Raw genomic sequence first — 18,910 nt, forward strand, 5'->3', positions numbered from 1 at the left:
AGGAGCCACTCCCACCCGGCGGGACCACCCCCGACAGCTCCGGCGAGCCTCCGGCCCACCTCACTGTCGGTGCTCCCGCGTAGCCTTTGGATCGTGGCTTTCGCGACCGAACATCCCATCCTTGCCGTCTCCGAACACCGACCGGTGGGGGACATCCCCCGCAGTACCGCGCGCTTCGAGGTGGTCAGCGACTACCAACCCGCCGGCGACCAGCCGACCGCAATCGCAGACCTCGAGAAGAGGGTCAGGTCCGGCGAGAAGGACATCGTTCTCCTCGGCGCCACCGGGACCGGCAAGTCCGCCACCACGGCGTGGCTGATCGAGAAGGTCCAGCGTCCGACGCTCGTGATGGCGCCCAACAAGACGCTGGCCGCGCAGCTCGCCAACGAGTTGCGGGAGCTGTTTCCCAAGAACGCCGTCGAGTACTTCGTCTCCTACTACGACTACTACCAGCCCGAGGCCTACGTCCCGCAGACGGACACCTACATCGAGAAGGATTCGTCGGTCAACGCAGATGTCGAGCGACTCCGACACTCGGCCACCATGTCGCTGCTGTCCCGACGTGACGTGATCGTGGTGGCTTCGGTGTCGTGCATCTACGGGCTCGGCACCCCGCAGTCCTACCTGGACCGGTCGCTGCCGGTGAACGTCGGCATGAACATGGACCGTGACGCGCTGCTGCGTGCGCTGGTCGACATCCAGTACTCGCGCAACGATCTCGCGTTCACGCGCGGGGCGTTCCGGGTGCGCGGCGATACGGTCGAGATCATTCCGGCCTACGAGGAACTGGCGATCCGGATCGAGTTCTTCGGCGACGAGATCGAGAAGCTCTACTACCTCCATCCGCTCACCGGGGACATCGTCCGCGAGGTGCCGGGCCTGCGGATCTTCCCGGCCACCCACTACGTAGCCGGGCCGGAGCGGATGGCCAAGGCGGTGTCCGCCATCGAGGACGAGTTGGCCGGCCGTCTGGCAGAGCTGGAGAAGCAGGGTGACCTGCTCGAGGCGCAGCGGCTCCGGATGCGCACCACCTACGACCTGGAGATGATCCGGCAGGTCGGGTTCTGCTCCGGCATCGAGAACTACTCCCGCCACATCGACGCGCGCGCCGCTGGGACCGCGCCGGCCACGCTGATCGACTACTTTCCTGACGATTTCCTGCTCGTCATCGACGAATCCCATGTCACCGTGCCCCAGATCGGTGCCATGCACGAGGGTGACGCATCCCGGAAGCGCACCCTCGTCGACCACGGGTTCCGGCTGCCGTCGGCACTCGACAATCGCCCATTGACCTGGGAAGAGTTCTCCGGCCGGATCGGCCAGACGGTCTACCTCTCGGCCACACCGGGTCCGTACGAGCTCGGTCGGGCGCAGGGTGAGTTCGTGGAGCAGGTCATCCGTCCCACCGGCCTGATCGATCCGGAGGTCATCATCAAGCCGACGACCGGCCAGATCGACGATCTGATCGGCGAGATCCGCAAGCGCGTCGAGGTCGACGAGCGGGTCCTGGTCACCACGCTGACCAAGAAGATGTCGGAAGACCTGACCGACTATCTGCTCGAGATGGGTGTGCGGGTCCGGTACCTGCATTCCGAGGTCGACACGCTGCGACGCGTCGAGCTCCTGCGGGAGCTACGGATGGGGGAGTTCGACGTGCTGGTGGGGATCAACCTGCTGCGCGAGGGCCTCGACCTGCCCGAGGTTTCGCTCGTTGCGATCCTCGACGCGGACAAGGAGGGCTTCCTGCGTTCCGGGACGGCCCTGATCCAGACGATCGGCCGGGCCGCGCGCAACGTGAACGGTCAGGTCCACATGTACGCGGACAAGATCACCCCGTCGATGGCGCGGGCGATCGATGAGACCAACCGTCGGCGGGAGAAGCAGGTCGCCTACAACCTGGAGGCCGGCCTCGATCCGCAGCCGTTGCGCAAGAAGATCAACGACATCCTCTCTCTGGTGTACGCCGAGGCGGATGACTCGGCCGAGACCGGCTCGGCGGTCAAGATGGGGGGCTCCGGGCGCAACGCGTCGCGCGGGCGCAAGGCGTCCGGGGAGGTCGGCGGCACCAGCTCCGGTGTCTTCGCCGGTCACTCGACCGCGGGAATGGCCCGATCCCAACTGGCGGATCTGGTGCAGCAACTGACCGATCAGATGATGGCGTCGGCGCGTGAATTGCAGTTCGAGCTGGCCGGTCGGCTCCGCGACGAGATCCACGAGCTCAAGAAGGAAATCAGAGACATGGACGCGGCGGGGGTGGGGGCACGAGGATGAGCGGGTATGGCAGCGAGCGATGAGCGTTCGCGCGAACAGCCAGGAACCGGTAGGGAGTGAGCATCGTAGCGAGGAGCGGAGTGAACGAGCGATGAGCGCTTACGCGAAGAGCCAGGATCAAGCATGAGTACCGCTGTTCAGATGCAGATCGTGGTCGACGCCGAAAGTCCGGCGGTACTGGCCGAGTTCTGGTCCGTGGCGCTGGGCTACCGACTGGACGATCCGCCACCCGGATTCGAGACGTGGGAGGAAGCCCTGGCAGCGTCGGATCTTCCACCTGACCGCTGGGACGACGCGAGCGCGATCATCGATCCGCACGGACCCGGCCCGAGGGTGTTCTTCCAGAAGGTGCCCGAGTCGAAGCAGGTCAAGAACCGGCTGCACATCGATGTGGGCGTCGGTCGGGGGATCAAGGACGCCGAGGTGCGGTGGGAGACCGTGATGGGCCACGTGGAGCGTCTCATCGGGGCGGGTGCCACCGTCGTGGAGGAACGACATGGCGAGTGGGGCGACCGCTGGATGGTCCTGCTCGACCCGGAGGGCAACGAGTTCTGCGTCCAGTGATCAGCTGGTGATGTCCTTGCGGCGGAATCGAAGTGCGGCCACCGTCACGAAGATGATCGCGTAGACCAGACCCGAGAACGCCCCACGCACCATGTTGTCCCACCGGATCGGATCAACGAGCGCTCCGGTCCAGGCTGTCCCGTAGTGGGTCGGCAACCACAGCCGCACACTTTGCAGCGCGTCGATCTGATCCAGGATCTGGGACAGGATCGAGACGAGGACGGCACCGCCGACCGCGCCGAGCGGTGCGTCGGTCACCACGCTGAGCAGGAAGGCCAGGCCGGCCACCCAGCTCAGCTGGATGGTGAGATAGCCGACCACGAGGGCGATGCGCTCGATCCCACTCCAGGTATCGAATCCGTCGCCGATGGGCGTCGACAGCGGACCGGTGCCGTAGGCGATGAGGCCGACGATGTAGGCCGTCACGGTCAGCAGGACCAGGGAGGCGATGGAGAGCATCCCGGCGACCAGGATCTTCTGCCGCAACAGGCGCATCCGCGGCACCGGCATGGCCAGGAGATATCGCAGCGACGACCACGACGCCTCCGACGCGATGGTGTCCCCGAAGAACAAGCTGATGACCACGATGACCAGGAAGCTGGCGGAGAAGAACAACGCCACCATGGCGAAGTTGGCGGCACCCGACGTCGCCAGGTCCACGTACGAGGTTCCGCCGCCACCCTGGGTACCGCCGACCGAGAATGCGACCAGCAGGATCAGCGGCAGCAGGATCATGAATCCCAGCGAGAGCTGAGTGCGTCGGCGGCGAAGCTGACGCATCAGCTCGACGCGGATGGTCAGCGTCCGACCGGCGCGGAAGCCGTTCGGGATGCCGGACTCGGTGGCCGCGACCGGTGCCCCGAGCGACGCCATCGCGCGTGCCGCCGCATCCGCCGAATGGTCGTGGCGCTGACCGCCCTCGTGGCTGATCGTCATCTGGTTCCTCCGCTGATCGTCGACGGCCCGGCAGCGCCGACCAATTCGAGGAAGACATCTTCCAGTCGGTTGCGTGGGGCCGCGGTGCTGACGCCGATACCCGCATCGACCAGAGCGGAGACGGCTGCAGCCGCCGAGCTGGCGCCCAGATCGGCGCGAACGACACCGCCGCGAACGGTGGCATCGGAGGCCTGCTGCGGGCCGGCCGGGTCGTCGATCTCTACCTCGCCGATGCCGGGCAGCGCCCGGAGCACCGCCATGGCCCTGGCCTGGGCGTCCACCGTGAAGACCATGTCGCCGGACGCCGAGACCATCTCCGCCACCGTGCCGGAGGCGATCGTCCTCCCCTGATGGACGACCACCACATGGCTGCAGGTCTGCTCGACCTCGGACAGCATGTGGCTCGAGACCACGACGGTTCGGCCGGTGGCTGCGTACCCGCGCAGTACCTCCCGCATCGCATGGATCTGCGGTGGGTCGAGCCCGTTGGTCGGCTCGTCCAGGATCAGCAGATCGGGCAGACCAAGCATGGATTGGGCGATGGCGAGGCGCTGGCGCATGCCCTGCGAGTACGTCTTCACCTTCCGGTTGATGGCCTTGCCCAGGGCGGCGATCTCCAGGGCCTCCGCCAGGTGGGCGTCCGCTCGCGGTCGGCCGGTCGCCTGCCAGTAGAGGTCGAGGTTCGCCTTGCCGGACAGGTGCGGAAGAAATCCGGATCCTTCGACGAAACTGCCGATCCGCGCCAGGATGTCGGCGCCGGGCTTGACCACCCGGCCGAAGACGCGGATCTCGCCCGCGGTCGGGGTGATCAGACCCATCACCATCCGCAGGGTGGTCGTCTTGCCGGCGCCGTTGGGGCCGAGCAGGCCAAGGACCTGACCGGGCTCGACCCGGAAACTCACGTCGGTCACAGCGGCAACGCCGCCAGGGTAGGACTTGCCGAGGCCGACGATCTCGAGGGGGAGCCGCGTGGCGGAGACGGGCGCACCCGTGCCGGTCGGTGCGTGACCAGTCACCACTGGATCGGTCGCGGCAACGGTCGGATCGCCCTCGACGATGCGTCTCGGTCCACGGACCCGACCCAGCAGGAACAGCCCGAGCACCGCCAGGACGAAGAGCACGATCAAAGCGATCAACTTGCCGACCGGCACATCACCGGCCGAGACCCGCACGCCACCGACCTCGGGCACGCTGAGAATGCCCGAGGCCGAGTCCGACGCCCCCGCTGCCGCGCCACCAGTCAGGGAGATCTGGTACACCGACGGCGATGTCGGTCCGGCGTAGGCCTGATCGGTGGTGGAGAGGTCGATCTCGATGCTCGACCCGACCTCCACCTGAAAGCCGACTGCCGGCAGGTCGATCCGGACGGTCTTCGCGCTGCCGTCGGCCGGCAGGCCGGTGATGCGGATCGGGGCCACCGCACTGCCGGCGAGGGATTTGGTGCCACCCGCGCTGATCTTCGACATGGACGCGAACAGCACCGCCGACGAGTCTGCGGACGTCCCCCCGGTCCCGGCGGAACTGCTGCGGGTGGCCGCTGACCCCAACGGGACGGCGGAGATGTCGACGGTGATCTGAGGCGTTCCGGCGATGACGGTGAGCTTCTCCAGTGGCGCGGACCTGAATCGGGCGACCTGGCCGGGCAGGCCACCGGCGAAGTTGCCGAGCAGGGTCCCGGCCAGACCGGAGATGCCGGGGAGTGACGAGATGCCGGCCGGTGCGCCTCCGGGTGGGTTGAGCACGGTCTGCTTCGCGCCCGTGAGCGCGATGGTGGAATCAACGACCGGCGCCGCCCCGGACAGCCCCGGATAAGCGGCCACCTGCAGGATCCGGCTGCGGGCATTGCCGTTGTCCGACAATGGACCATCCACGCTATACCGGAAGCTGGTGTCGGGCTTGGTCCCGGTCTTCTGCAGGTAATAGGTGAACCAGTTGGTGATGCGATCCCGCGTCGCCTGATCGGGACTGCCGCCGTCGTGTCCGCCGTCGTACCACGTCACTGCCACGGTGGCGCCGTTCGCTGCGATGGCCCTGGCGTTTGCGTCGGCCTGGTCCAGCCCGAACAGCGTGTCGTTCTCACCCTGGACCAGCAACGTCGGGGCGGTGATGTCGCCGACCACGGCCGACGGGCTGGAGCGGGCGAGCAGGGCCGCCAGCGTGCTCGTCTCCCGCCCCGTCTGCGCAGCCTCGGAGTACGCGGCGCAGACCGCCAACATCAGTCGTCCGCAACCCGCTGTCGCAGTGCCGGCCGCCGTGCTCGGGGTCGGTGCGGTCGCGGACGGCGCGGGATCTGGAGCTTCGGCGGTGGTGGTGCTGCTGCTGTTGCCCCCCGATCCAAAGCCCCCGGAGCCACCGGCGGTCGACGCCACCGACCCGCTGGACAGGGAAGTTCCGGAGATGACGGAGGACAGAAGTGCTGCGGCCCAGGACTTCTTGAACACCCCGTCGGTGGCCGGAGTCGCCGCGGCCGGCGTGCCGGCAGCGGTGGTCGAGGAGTTGACGGCATTCGGGAAGAGCGCCGCCCCGAGATTGTTCCAGGTGATCTGCGGGACAACGGCATCGATGCGCTTGTCGGTACCGGCCAGCATCAGGGACAGCCCTCCACCATAGGAGGCTCCGGTCACGCCGACGCGTGGATCGCCGGGGGCGTCCAGCAGGACCTCCGGGCGCTTCGACAGCCAGGTGACGAGGGTTCGGGCATCCGACACCTCGTAGTCCAGCGAATCGAGGGCGATCTGACCGGTCGACTGCCCGAACCCGCGGGCCGAATATGCGAGCACCACGAAACCGTCGGTGGCCAGCGTGCGGGCGTCCCGGGCGATGCTGTCCTTCGAGCCACCGAATCCATGGGCCATCAGGACGGCCGGCACCGGTCCCGGCTCGGCCGGCACGTAGAGGGTCGCGTCGATGCTGACGTTTCCGTTGACCCCGGGACCACCCGGCACCGAGATGGTCTCGTCGAGGGCCTGGATCGCCGGGCCGCTGTCGGTGGTCGTCCTGGTGGCCAGGACGAGCCCCGCGACGACCACCAGCACCACGATTCCAGCGATGGCCTTGCGGGTGCGGCCCGCCAGCAGCAGACCGAGGCGGTGCTTCACGCGATCCGCTCGTCGAGGAACAGCGGGTCGGTGATCATGGTGGCCATTCGTCAAGGGTGCCAGATGCAACATCGGATCCGACTTTTCCTGACATGGCGGCCATGTGCCCTGGTGCCAGATGCAACGCCCGATCCGACCTCTGGGGGCCATGACCACTACGGTCGACCGGGTGAAGCCCGAAGACATCAGCCTGTTGAACCTGCCCTCCCGTCCCGCCCTGGCGCCCAACGGCGACGTGGTGGCCGCCGTCACCCGCCCCGATATCGAGGCCGACCGGTATGTCGGGTCGCTCCATCTGATCCAGGCGGATGCTGCATCCCGCGAGATCACCTACGGACCAAAGGATTCGGCTCCAGTGATTTCGCCCGACGGCCACACGGTGGTGTTCCTGCGGGCTCCGGAGTCCGGGCCGGGCCAGCTGTTCGCCATCGATCTGCGCGGCGGCGAACCCAGGCGGCTGGCCTCGCACCCGCTAGGGGCCGGGACGCCGGTCTTCTCGCCTGACGGGGCCCGGATCGCCTACCTGGCAGCGGTTCCCGAGGTGGGCCGGTACGGGACGCAGGACGGTGTCGGCGCCGAGGCCGAGCCGCCGCGCCCCGTCACGCAGATGTCCTACCGGCGTGACGGCAAGGGTTTTCTGCTCGACAAGCCCGAACAGGTCTTCGTGCTCGATCTGGTCGATGCGGCCGAGCCTGTGCAGCTGACGAACGAGCCAGGGATCACCGGCGGCCCGGCCTGGCTCGACGACGGTCGCGTCGGGTATCTGCGGACGGTGGTTCCCGACCGACCGCAGACGGAGGTCGCGGCGGTGCCGAGTTCGCGTCCCGCGACGGAACCGGGGGAGTTGCCGGTCGGGGAACTGGTGCTCCGCGCCGCAGGTACCGGGACACAGCTCACCGTCGCAGGCGGGGCCCTGTACTACCTCGGGGTCGAGTTCGAGGACATCGACAACGCCGGCCGGACAGCCGGACTGTGGACGGCTGCAGTGTCCGGCGGAGAACCCCGGAGACTCACCGACCCGGAGATCGAGGTCGACACCACCACCGGCCCCGTGGTGCTGGACGGATTGGTGTTCGTCGCCGTACTGGACCGTGGCCGGACGTCACTCCGGGCAGTGCCGGTGGACGCCGACCGCGCACTGCTGGAGGAGTTGCCGGAGGTGATCGCCGGGGACCGCGTGGTGACGTCGTTCACCGTCGCCGTTCTCGCAGATGGCCTCACGGTGGCGGCGACGGTGGCGACGCCCTCCAGTCCAGGCGAGCTGGTCACGGTCGCGGTGACCGCCAACGGTCGACCGACCGGCGGGGAGCAGGTGCGTTCGGACTGGGCGGGACCGCTCCGCACCGCGGGACTGGCCGACCTGACTGAGATCACCGCCACCGCTCCCGACGGCTATCCCGTCCACGGGTTCCTGGTGAAGCCACCGGGCGAGGGGCCGCACCCGGTGTTGCTGGTGGTCCACGGCGGACCGCACGCCGCCTACGGCTGGGGACTGTTCGACGAGGCGCAGGTCTACGCCGCGGCCGGGTACGCCGTGGTGCTGCCCAATCCACGTGGTTCGTCCGGCTACGGCCACCAACACGGTCGCACCGTGCTCGGCCGTCTCGGCACGGTCGACGCCGACGACGTGCTCGCCCTGCTCGACGCTGCGCTGGAACTGCCGGACTGCGACGGTGAACGCGTCGGCGTGATGGGCGGCTCCTACGGCGGCTTCATGACGTCCTGGCTCGCCTCCCACGCGCCGGAGCGTTTCACCGCAGCCATCAGCGAACGCGCCGTCAATGCCTGGGACAGCTTCGCCGGCTCCAGCGACATCGGCTACTTCTTCGCGGAGAACTACGTCGGGCCGGACCGTGAGTCGCAATGGAAGTCCTCCCCGCTGGCCTACGCGGACGACATCACCCTTCCGCTGCTGATCATCCATTCCGAACACGACTGGCGATGCCCGATCGAGCAGGGCCAGCGTCTGTACGTCGCGCTCAAGAGGCGTGGCGCCGAAACCGAGATGCTGTTGTTTCCCTCCGAGGGTCACGAACTCTCGCGGTCCGGCCGGCCGCGGCATCGGGTGCAACGGTTTGAGGCGATCCTGGAATGGTGGGGAAGGTACCTGCCGCTCACCGGCTGATCGACGAGGCTGCTTCGGGGCCATGGTCCCCATTTCGCCCAGAGCGGAAGTGGCGTACGTCATGGTGGGAAATAGCTGTGAATCCATGGATGTGTACGGTACCGTTTCGTTCATGTCCCGGATCGTGAATTCCACCGCCAGCGCGGTGGCTTCTGCGCGGCTGGCGGCACTGTCCCGGATGAGTTGTCAGGCGGGGACAGGGAGGGGAGCCGGTAGGGAGGCTGCCATCTGTCAGGCCGTCGTCGAGTTGCTCAACGAGACGAGCTACGAATCGGTGACGATGGACGCCGTGGCGGCGCGGGCCAAAGCCTCGAAGGCCACCATCTACCGGCGCTGGTCCAACAAGGACGAACTGGTGGTGGAAGCCTTGCGAGGCATGGTGATCGGCCGGGACCTGGAATTGATCGACACCGGGAACCTGCGGGACGACATCGTCACCCACATCAGCTGGCAGCTCCAGGATCCGGTGCTGGTGGCCGTGAACACCGCAGCGCTGAAGGTGCTCGTGTACGCGGCTTCGAGCGATCCCGACCTCGCCTGGAGCATGCGGTTGGTCATCCGGGACCCCCAGTTGACCGCCTGGCAGACGATCCTGACGCGGGCCCACGAACGTGGTGAGTTGCATCGCGAGGTTGATGCGGCCCTGATGTTCGAAGTGATCCAGGGCCAGTTCTGCGCCCGGGCCGGCGTCGACGCCGAGCCGGTGGACGTCGGCTTCGTGGAGCACCTTGCCGACAACGTGCTGATGCCGGTGATCCTGCACGCGGGGTCCCGGTTGCCCTCTCCGTCGTCAAAACCACGCGCAGCGTCGGGATCGATGGCCACTCGAGGCGATTGATCCGGTAATTTCCGCGGCCGGCTGTCGAAAACGACTGGTCCGGTTCGACGTATATGCAGTACAGGTATTGGGCAGTACACCTCTCGGTGCCCCGACAGTGCGGTTGTGGGTAGCAACGCGACTGTCGGTGCTCGCCGACATGATGTGACCGGGCCTGGATCAAGGCTGCGGTACGTGATCCAAGTGCGGTTCCCTCGACAAGGAGTTTTCGTGACCAGTCAAACGACGACCGATCTGACGAAGTCAGGTGCGGCCGACGCCCTCGATCCAAGGCGGTGGATCGCGCTCATCGTGATCGGCGCCGCCCAGCTGATGGTGGTACTCGACGCGACCATCGTGAATGTCGCGCTGCCCACTGCTGCCACCGCGCTGAAGATCGGTCCGGCCGACCTGCAGTGGGTGATCACCGCGTATGCCCTGCCGTTCGGAGCGCTGCTCCTGTTGGGCGGGCGCATTGCCGACTACGTCGGTCGCAAGAAGATCCTGATGATCTCGCTGGCCGGTTTTGCCATCGCCTCCGCGATCGGTGGCGCGGCCAACGGCGAGATCATGCTTTTCGCCGCCCGCGCACTGCAGGGCGCCTTCGCCGCCATGCTCGCGCCGGCCACGCTGTCCATGCTGAACACCACCTTCCGTGACCCGAAGGAGCGCGCCAAGGCGTTCGCCACCTTCGGTGCCATCGCCGGCGGTGGAGCAGCAGTCGGTCTGGTCCTCGGTGGTGTGCTCACCGACGGTCCGGGGTGGCGATGGTGCCTGTTCGTCAACATCCCGATTTCCATCGCCGTCATCATCGGTGCCCGATTCATCCTGACCGAGTCCAAGACCGAGCAGACCGGCGGCTATGACGTTGCCGGCGCAGTGCTGGCCACCTTCGGGCTGGGTTCGCTCGTCTGGGGCTTCAACCAGGCCGCGAAGGAAGGTTGGGGCTCCTACAAGACCTTCGGCTTCCTGATCCTGGCCGTGGTCCTGCTGATCGCTTTCGTCCTCGTCGAGCAGCGCATCAAGAACCCGTTGCTGCCCATGCGGATCGTGTTGAACCGCAACCGCGGTGGCTCGTACCTGGTCGGCCTGCTCGTGGGTACCGGACTGTTCGCCGTCTTCCTATTCCTCACGCTGTTCCTGCAGGACGTCAAGGGCTACTCGCCCACGTCGACCGGTCTGGCGTTCCTCCCGTTCAGTGCCGGCGTCATCGTCGGTGCCGGTGTCGGATCCCAGCTGGTCCTGCGCGTCGGTGCCAAGATCGTCATCCCGGCCGGTCTGGCGTTGGGTGTGGCCGGTTTGCTGCTGCTGGCCCAGCTCACGCCGACCTCGGGATACGCCGCCCATCTGCTGCCGGCCCTGCTCCTGATCTCCGTCGGCATGGGCTTCATCTTCATGTCGACCACCAACGTTGCGCTGCACGGTGTGTCGGTCGAGGATTCCGGTGTCGCCAGCGCCATGGTCAACACCACCCAGCAGGTTGGTGGTTCCCTGGGGACCGCCCTGTTGACCACTTTCTTCGCCTCGGCGCTGGCCAAGTACGCCGGGACCCACCCGCCGACCGGATCCGACCCTGCGTCGGTCAAGACGGCCATCAATGCGGCCTCGGTCCACGGCTACACGGTTGCCTTCTACTGGGCAGCAGCCTTCTTCGCGGCCGCCGCCGTCGCGTCCCTGCTGCTGATCAACGCGGGCAAGCACGAGGCCGAAGAGGCCGAGCCGGTCATGCACATCGGCTGATCCGGTGACCTGATCCACCGGCTCCTGCGCACGCCAAACGGCCCGCCACTCCCTTCTCGAGGTGGCGGGCCGTTCTGTTCACCGGCTCTGGTGCTGTGGTGAGGACGCATGCCTACCAGCCGCGCTCGCGCCATTCACCGAGGTGCGGGCGCTCGTGGCCCAGGGTGGTGTCGTCGCCGTGGCCGGGGTAGACCCAGGTGTCGCCGGGCAGGCGGTCGAAGACCCGCTCGGTGAGGTCGTCCATCAGCGAGGCGAAATCCTCGGGCGACGTGGTCCGGCCCGGACCGCCGGGGAACAGCGAGTCGCCGGTGAACAGGTGCCCGGTTCCCGCCGGATCCCGGTACAGCAGCGCCACTGAGCCGGGCGTGTGTCCCCGCAACGAGATCGACTCGAGCTGACACGATCCGAGCGGGACGATGTCACCCTGTCCCAGTGCTACATCGGTCGGCACCGGAAGGTCGGCTGCGTCCGCCGCGCCGGCGTAGAGATTTGCGCCGGTCTGACCGGCGATGGCTCCCAGGGCCTGCCAGTGATCGCCGTGCGAATGGGTGGTGACGATGCTCCGCAGGCGCGGGCGGTCCGGTCCGTCACCCAGGAGATCCGCAATGCGTTCGGGGTCGTTGGCGGCGTCGATCAACAGACCGTCACCCGTTTCCAGGCAGATCAGCAAGTACGCGTTGTTGTTCATCGGTCCGACCGACAACTTGGTGATCGTGATGTCCGCCAAACGCCGGGTAGCTGGGGCGCCCTGGGGTTCGACATGCCCGGTGTAATCGGGGGTCTGGGGCGGCGTCGTCTCTGGTGAACTCATCCGGCCAACCTACAAGCAGGCGGCTATCGGGGGGAGGCGGGCATCTCGACCACCCGGTGCTCGGAGGCCGAGACCCGGGCCGCGTCGATCACCCGCGCCGTGTCGACCGCGTCCCACGGATCGACCGGCGCCGGCCCCGCACCGAGGACGGCCGCGGCCGCAGCCGGGTAGTAGGTGTCCCAGCGGCCGCGTTCACTCGGAAACGGGGCAGAGCCCTCGGCCGTGGTCAGCAGCCCGTGGTCTGCGGGATCCTCCCGGCCCCACGCGTCCCCGAGCGACGCCGGGCTCGCACCCTCTTTCAGCTGTGCCTCCTGGACGTCGAGACCGTTGACGACGAAGCCGCCGACGGTCCCGTTCACCTGGAAGCGCGGGCCTTCCGCCGGGCTCGCCATCCCTGCTGCGATCGTCGAGAACACTCCGGTCGCATGCTCCAGGTGCAGCTCGATCTCGTCGTCGGTGACCGACCCGGCCCTGATCGCCCTGGCCTGGGCGTGCAGCCGGGCGACCGGGCCGAACAGGTAGAGCGCCTGGTCGATGAGGTGAGGACCCAGATCCAGCAGGGTGCCTCCGCCCTCGTCGGGACCGACTGCCCAGCCGCCCTTCACCGGACGGAACCGGTCGATGCGCGAGACGAAGCGATGGACCGTGCCGAGCGCTCCGGTGTCGATGAGCTTCCGCACGGTCAGCAGATCGCTGTCCCAGCGCCGGTTCTGGTAGACGGTGAGCATGCGGCCGGCCTGGCGGGCGTGCTCGACCAGATCGAGGGCGGCCTGGGTGTTGAGCGCAAAAGGCTTGTCCACCACCACATCCAGGCCGAGATCGAGAGCCTGGTGAGCCAGTGGGGTGTGGGTGGCCGGAGGTGTGGTGATGGTGACCGCCCGGACCCCGAGCCCCGGGAGTGACGACAGGTCAGGTACTGCCTGCACTCCCGGCAGATCCGTGGCCACCTGGGCCTGCCGGTCCGGATTGCCCGTCACGACAGCAATCAGTTCGACGCCCGGGGCGCACGTCAGCAGCGGGGCGTGGAAGATGCGCCCGCCCACGCCGTATCCGGCGAGGGCCCAGCGGACGGGGGATTGGGTCACGGGGGTCATCCTGCCCGGCCGGGTCCGACCGCCGCCGGCAGGGTCGACCGCCATCCGTCGATCACAGACCCCACCGCGCCGTGGCCCCGGCCGGAGAACGCGTTCGGCCTGGCGCCGCAGCAAGATGCTTCGACCTTGGCTTGACGGCTCGTGGAGCCCTCGCAGGGCGCTGACGTGCGGAAAAGATCGACTGTCGGTGGTCACACCTAGCATGGGTAATCGTGACTGATCACCTCATCGTGCGGGGCGCCCGCGAGCACAACCTCCGCAACGTCGATATCACCCTTCCCCGAGATTCGATGGTGGTCTTCACCGGGCTGTCCGGATCGGGCAAGTCGTCCCTTGCCTTCGACACCATCTTCGCGGAGGGGCAGCGGCGCTACGTCGAGTCGCTGTCGTCCTACGCGCGGCAGTTCCTGGGCCAGATGGACAAACCGGATGTCGACTTCATCGAGGGCCTGTCGCCCGCGGTCTCCATCGACCAGAAATCGACGTCCCGCAACCCGCGGTCGACGGTCGGCACCATCACCGAGATCTACGACTACCTGCGCCTCCTCTACGCGCGCATCGGGCACCCGCACTGCCCCATCTGTGGCGAGATCATCGCGAAGCAGACACCGCAGCAGATCGTCGACCGCGTGCTGGAGATGCCGGAGGGCACCAGGTTCCAGGTGCTGGCGCCGGTCATCCGCGAGCGGAAGGGCGAGTACGTCGACCTCATCACCGATCTGCAGTCGAAGGGCTACTCCCGGGCCCGGATCGACGGCACGGTCCACCAGCTCACCGATCCGCCCAAGCTGAAGAAGCAGGAGAAGCACTCCATCGAGGTGGTGGTCGACCGACTGGTCATCAGGGAGAGCGCGAAGCAGCGCATCACCGATTCGGTGGAGATCGGGCTCGGTCTGGCCGACGGCGTCGTCATCCTGGAGTTCGTCGATCTCGAGGACGACGATCCCGGCCGCGAGCGTCGCTACTCCGAGCGGCTGGCCTGCCCGAACGACCACCCCCTCGCGCTCGACGAGCTCGAACCACGATCGTTCTCGTTCAACTCTCCGTTCGGTGCCTGCCCGGAGTGCACCGGCCTCGGCATCCGCAAGGAGGTCGATCCTGAGCTGATCGTCCCCGACGGCGAGCTGTCGCTCGCCGAGGGCGCCATCCAGCCGTGGTCGGGTGGCGTCACGAGCGAGTACTTCGTGCGCCTGCTCGAGGGCCTGGCCAAGGTGATGGGGTTCTCGGTCAACACGCCGTGGGACGACCTGCCGGCGGCGGCGAAGAAGGCCGTGCTGAACGGCTCGAAGGACCAGGTACACGTCAGCTACCGCAACCGCTACGGGCGGCAGCGGTCCTACTACGCCGAGTTCGAGGGCGTCATCCCGTTCCTCGAACGCCGTGCGACCCAGACCGACTCGGAGTCGGCGCGGGACAAGTACGAGGGCTACATGCGCGAGGTTCCGTGCCCGGTCTGCCAGGGCACGCGACTCAAGCCGGAGATCCTCGCCGTCAGCGTCGAGCACTCCGAGCTCGGCGCAGTCAACATCGCGCAGTTGGCGGCGTTGTCCATCAAGGACGCCTTCGCCTTCTTCCCCGGCCTCGTCCTGTCCGAGCGGGACACGATGATCGCCGAACGGGTGCTGAAGGAGGTCTCGGCCCGGTTGGGCTTCCTGCTCGACGTCGGTCTGGACTACCTCTCGCTGGCGCGCGCCTCGGGGACGCTGTCCGGCGGCGAGGCGCAACGCATCCGGCTGGCCACCCAGATCGGGTCGGGTCTGGTCGGCGTCCTCTACGTCCTGGACGAGCCGTCCATCGGCCTGCACCAGCGCGACAACCACCGACTGATCAAGACCCTCACCAGGCTGCGCGACCTCGGCAACACGCTGATCGTGGTCGAACACGACGAGGACACCATCCGCACGGCGGACTGGGTCGTGGACATCGGGCCGGGCGCGGGCGAGCACGGTGGCAAGGTCGTCGTCTCCGGCCCGGTCCAGGAACTGCTCGACTCCGAGGAGTCGATCACCGGTGCGTTCCTCTCCGGACGCCGCGAGATCGCCGTCCCGATGGTGCGACGGCCGGTCGACCCGTCGCGCAAGCTGACCGTGGTCGGTGCGCGTGAGAACAACCTGCGCAACGTCACCGTCGACTTCCCGCTGGGCACCCTGATCGCCGTCACCGGTGTGTCCGGTTCGGGCAAATCCACGCTGGTGAACGACATCCTGCACGCCGTGCTGGCGAATCGGATCAACGGCGCTCGAATGGTGCCTGGTCGTCATACCCGGCTCACCGGCATCGATCTCGTCGACAAGGTGGTCGGCGTCGATCAGTCGCCGATCGGCCGGACTCCCCGGTCTAACCCGGCCACCTACACCGGCGTCTTCGACCACGTCCGCAAGTTGTTCGCCTCGACCACCGAGGCCAAGGTTCGTGGCTACCAGCAGGGCAGGTTCTCGTTCAACGTCAAGGGTGGCCGCTGCGAGGCCTGCGCCGGTGACGGCACCCTCAAGATCGAGATGAACTTCCTGCCGGACATCTACGTGCCCTGCGAGGTCTGCAAAGGGGCCCGCTACAACCGCGAGACCCTCGACGTCCACTACAAGGGCAAGACCATCGCCGACGTGCTGAACACCCCGATCGAGGAGGCCGCCGAGTTCTTCGAGCCGATCGGCGCGATCCACCGTCACCTCAAGACGCTGGTCGACGTCGGTCTCGGCTACGTCCGGTTGGGCCAGCCGGCGCCGACCCTCTCCGGAGGCGAGGCGCAGCGGGTCAAGCTGGGCAGCGAACTGCAGAAGCGGTCGACCGGACGGACGGTCTACGTCCTGGACGAGCCGACGACGGGTCTGCACTTCGCCGATGTCGAGAAGCTGCTGCTGGTGATCAACGGACTGGTGGACAAGGGCAACACGGTCATCGTCATCGAGCACAACCTTGATGTCATCAAGACCGCCGATCACATCATCGACATGGGTCCCGAGGGCGGGTCGGGTGGCGGTCTGGTCATCGCCGAGGGCACGCCGGAGGAGGTCGCCGGTAACCCGAAGTCCTACACCGGGCAGTTCCTGGCCGAGGTGCTCCGCGGTCGAGGGACGCCGAAGCCGGCCTCGGGCGCAACCGCGGGCCGGCCGGCCAAGAAGCCGGCCGCGGCGGTGACGACAATCACGGCTGCGAAGGGCCCGAACGGACGATCGGCGGCCAACGGCACTGACCCGACGGCTCCGGCCAGGAAGGTCACGGCCCGGAACGGGACCGCCGTGGCGGTGTCGGCCATCCAGAACCCGGTGATCACGGCGGACATGTCCGAGGCGAAAGCCGCGGCGGCAAAGGCACGACGGCGGGCGGCAAAGCTGCGCTGAACCATCGCCGGTAGGTTCAGCTGGTGGAACTCCGCCTGTTGACCGACGCCGACGCCGACGCCTCCACCCTGATGAGCCACCTCGCATTCGGCATGCCGAGCGGCGCCCCGGCGGCGTTCGCGATAGGTCCGGATGTTCGTCGGTGGGGGATTTTCGACGGAAACACTCTGGCGGCCAAGGCAAACGAGCGCACCTACGACTCGATGGTGGGTGGTCGCCGGGTGTCGACCGCGGGAGTGGCCGGCGTAGCAGTCGCTCCGGAGTACCGCGGCACCGGCCTTGCCAGACAGGTGATGACCCACCTCTTCGGGGCGGCCCGGGAACGTGGCGCCGTGATTGTGACACTCTTTCGCACCGCCCCCGCCCTCTACCGCTCCCTGGGGTTCGAGCAGGTCGCAGAACTCGTCTACGGCGAATTCCCGACGTCGGCCCTCCGCGGCCTGCGGCCCCGGACCACTGCCCTGCGACGAGCCACCCCGGCTGACGGCCGCGCGATCCGGGCCGTGTACGCCACCATCGCCGCGACGGGTTCGTGCCTGCTGACCCGGGACGGCCCGGCCTTCGAGATCTCCGACGAGAGGCTCGTCGGATCGTTCGACGGGGTCACCCTCGCCATCGACGAGTGGGGTGACGTCGTCGGCTACCTGAGCTGGAACCGGGGCAGCGGGTACGACGAGTCCGCCGCCCTGACCGTCGTCGACCTGCTCTCCACCACCGGCGATGGGTACGCCGCTCTTCTCAGTGCTATTGGCGCCTTCGACGCGGTGACGCCGACCGTCCGGATCCGCACCTCCGGCCAGGACCCCATGCACTGGGTGATCCCCGGTGCCGGGTGGAAGGTTCGTGAAGTGCGGCCGTACATGCTCCGGGTGATCGATTTCGCGGGGGCGGTCGCTGCCAGAGGCTGGCCGCCCGGACTGGCCGGTGAAGTGGTGCTCGACGTCGAGGATCCCCTGTGCCCGTGGAACACCGGCCGTCACCGGCTCGTCCTCGAGTACGGGACGGGCCGGGTCGACCTGGCCGGAACTCCAGGAACGTCGGCACCGGTAACGGACGCAGCAGAAGCGGAAATCGCCGGTCAAGAAGGAACAGCGGCGCTGCAGGCAGCTGCACCCAGGATCACGCCCGGAGGCCTGGCGGTGTTGTTCGCCGGGGGCGTGCCGGTCAGCACCCTGCGAAGGGGCGGTCTCGTCACGGGCTCGGATCGGTTCGACACCCTGCTCGATGCGGCTTTCGCCGGCCCGACGCCGGCCGTTCTCGACTACTTCTGACGTCCATCGGGCGCGGCTGGAAAATCTCGCCGACCGACCATGTCGTCCGCGGGACATGTCGTCCGCAGGAAATCTCGCAGCGGAAGATCTGGCCCGCACGGCACGCGGCCGCGCATCGCACTGACAGCTGGTCACGCCGTCGGCGCAGCTGATCCGCAGCGACGCGTCAGCGCGTGTTGTCAGGGCGAGCCGTCGGGGCGAGCCGTCAGAACGGTGGTTGGTTGGCGCGAGCCGTCAGAACGGTGGTTCGTCGGGGTCGGGGTATTGGCGGGCTTTGTCGGCTGCCAGTTGTAGGCCGTAGGCGATGGGGTCGAAGCGTCTGAGGGTGTTGTTGTTCTGGGTGCGGAACCGTTCGTAGGAACCGGCGGCGGCGATGTCTTCTTCGATGCGGGCGTTGAACTCTTCCTGCGTCTCGTCGTCTTCGTCGTCTTCGTCGTCTTCGTCGTCGGGCCGGGGGTCCGTGTCCGTGCCGAGGCGGTGGATGAAGGTGGTGCGGTGGTCGAGTTTGATCCGTTGCGCCTTCTGAAGGCGGGTGTTCTCGGCTTCGGCGGCGTCGCGGCGTGCGATGAGAATTTTGGTTTGTTCGGCGTGACTCTGTGCGGTGCTGCCGCCGTCGAGGATGACCGGGGACGGGCGCGCAGGGGCAGCAGTCGTGGTCGTCGGTATCCGCGGTGTGCAAACCGTTTTCGCCTGGTTCGCTGCCGGTCGTCGTCCCGCCGCCAGCGCGGTCGGGGTCGGGTGGGTGTGGTCGTTCGTGGTCGGGGATGGCGAATTCTTCGGGGTGGTCGACGTAGTGGTGGCCGGTGGGGCTGGTCCACAGCATGGTCAGGCCGTCGTCGGCG

General features: G+C 67.7%; 10 protein-coding genes and 1 pseudogene. 7 read left to right on the forward strand and 4 right to left on the reverse strand.

Annotated features, from left to right (window positions below):
- The first annotated feature begins 93 nt into the window (after positions 1-93).
- Entirely contained in the window at positions 94-2,271 is a 2,178-nt protein-coding gene (gene uvrB, locus ABIB25_RS10565; protein ID WP_354528398.1) for an excinuclease ABC subunit UvrB, read from the forward strand.
- 123 nt (positions 2,272-2,394) lie between these two features.
- Positions 2,395-2,835 carry a VOC family protein gene (locus tag ABIB25_RS10570; RefSeq protein WP_354528399.1) on the forward strand — a complete coding sequence of 147 codons (441 nt, stop codon included), beginning with the start codon at positions 2,395-2,397 and terminating at the stop codon, positions 2,833-2,835.
- Here the strand turns inward: ABIB25_RS10570 and ABIB25_RS10575 are convergent, their stop codons facing one another.
- Positions 2,836-3,771 carry an ABC transporter permease gene (locus tag ABIB25_RS10575; RefSeq protein ID WP_354528400.1) on the reverse strand — a complete coding sequence of 312 codons (936 nt, stop codon included), beginning with the start codon at positions 3,769-3,771 and terminating at the stop codon, positions 2,836-2,838.
- Complete coding sequence (locus ABIB25_RS10580; RefSeq protein WP_354528401.1) at positions 3,768-6,869, reverse strand: alpha/beta fold hydrolase; 3,102 nt, start codon at positions 6,867-6,869, stop codon at positions 3,768-3,770. Before ABIB25_RS10580 ends, ABIB25_RS10575 begins: the two co-directional genes overlap by 4 nt.
- Positions 6,870-7,038: 169 nt before the next feature.
- On the opposite strand from ABIB25_RS10580, the gene ABIB25_RS10585 reads away from it, so the two are divergent.
- From ABIB25_RS10585 to ABIB25_RS10595, 3 genes are all read left to right on the forward strand, one after another.
- A complete protein-coding gene (locus tag ABIB25_RS10585; protein ID WP_354528402.1) occupies positions 7,039-8,994 on the forward strand; it encodes a S9 family peptidase in 1,956 nt (651 codons plus the stop codon).
- Between the two features lie 112 nt (positions 8,995-9,106).
- Positions 9,107-9,832 (forward strand): TetR/AcrR family transcriptional regulator, encoded by a 726-nt coding sequence (locus ABIB25_RS10590; protein ID WP_354528403.1) that lies wholly within the window; start codon positions 9,107-9,109, stop codon positions 9,830-9,832.
- A 210-nt stretch (positions 9,833-10,042) separates the two neighbouring features.
- Positions 10,043-11,551 (forward strand): DHA2 family efflux MFS transporter permease subunit, encoded by a 1,509-nt coding sequence (locus ABIB25_RS10595; RefSeq protein ID WP_354528404.1) that lies wholly within the window; start codon positions 10,043-10,045, stop codon positions 11,549-11,551.
- Positions 11,552-11,663: 112 nt separating this feature from the next.
- Here the strand turns inward: ABIB25_RS10595 and ABIB25_RS10600 are convergent, their stop codons facing one another.
- Together ABIB25_RS10600 and ABIB25_RS10605 are read right to left on the reverse strand one after the other, a co-directional pair.
- Positions 11,664-12,362, reverse strand: a complete 699-nt coding sequence (locus ABIB25_RS10600) for an MBL fold metallo-hydrolase (protein WP_354528405.1) — start codon at positions 12,360-12,362, stop codon at positions 11,664-11,666.
- Between the two features lie 23 nt (positions 12,363-12,385).
- Entirely contained in the window at positions 12,386-13,447 is a 1,062-nt protein-coding gene (locus tag ABIB25_RS10605) for a Gfo/Idh/MocA family protein (RefSeq protein ID WP_354528406.1), read from the reverse strand.
- 221 nt (positions 13,448-13,668) lie between these two features.
- On the opposite strand from ABIB25_RS10605, the pseudogene uvrA reads away from it, so the two are divergent.
- Both uvrA and ABIB25_RS10615 read left to right on the forward strand, forming a co-directional pair.
- Positions 13,669-16,620, forward strand: a pseudogene (gene uvrA, locus ABIB25_RS10610) (excinuclease ABC subunit UvrA); the annotation flags it as partial.
- Between the two features lie 200 nt (positions 16,621-16,820).
- Positions 16,821-18,068 (forward strand): GNAT family N-acetyltransferase, encoded by a 1,248-nt coding sequence (locus ABIB25_RS10615; protein WP_354528407.1) that lies wholly within the window; start codon positions 16,821-16,823, stop codon positions 18,066-18,068.
- Positions 18,069-18,910 lie beyond the last annotated feature (842 nt).

The sequence above is a fragment of the Nakamurella sp. UYEF19 genome (assembly GCF_040546275.1).
Lineage (GTDB): Bacteria > Actinomycetota > Actinomycetes > Mycobacteriales > Nakamurellaceae > Nakamurella.

Bases quoted from the DNA above. Each gene is read 5' to 3' on its own strand.
- ABIB25_RS10570 (WP_354528399.1), top strand. From the start codon at position 2,395: ATGAGTACCGCTGTTCAGATGCAGATCGTGGTCGACGCCGAAAGTCCG.
- ABIB25_RS10575 (WP_354528400.1), bottom strand. From the start codon at position 3,771: ATGACGATCAGCCACGAGGGCGGTCAGCGCCACGACCATTCGGCGGAT.
- ABIB25_RS10590 (WP_354528403.1), top strand. From the start codon at position 9,107: ATGTCCCGGATCGTGAATTCCACCGCCAGCGCGGTGGCTTCTGCGCGG.
- ABIB25_RS10600 (WP_354528405.1), bottom strand. From the start codon at position 12,362: ATGAGTTCACCAGAGACGACGCCGCCCCAGACCCCCGATTACACCGGG.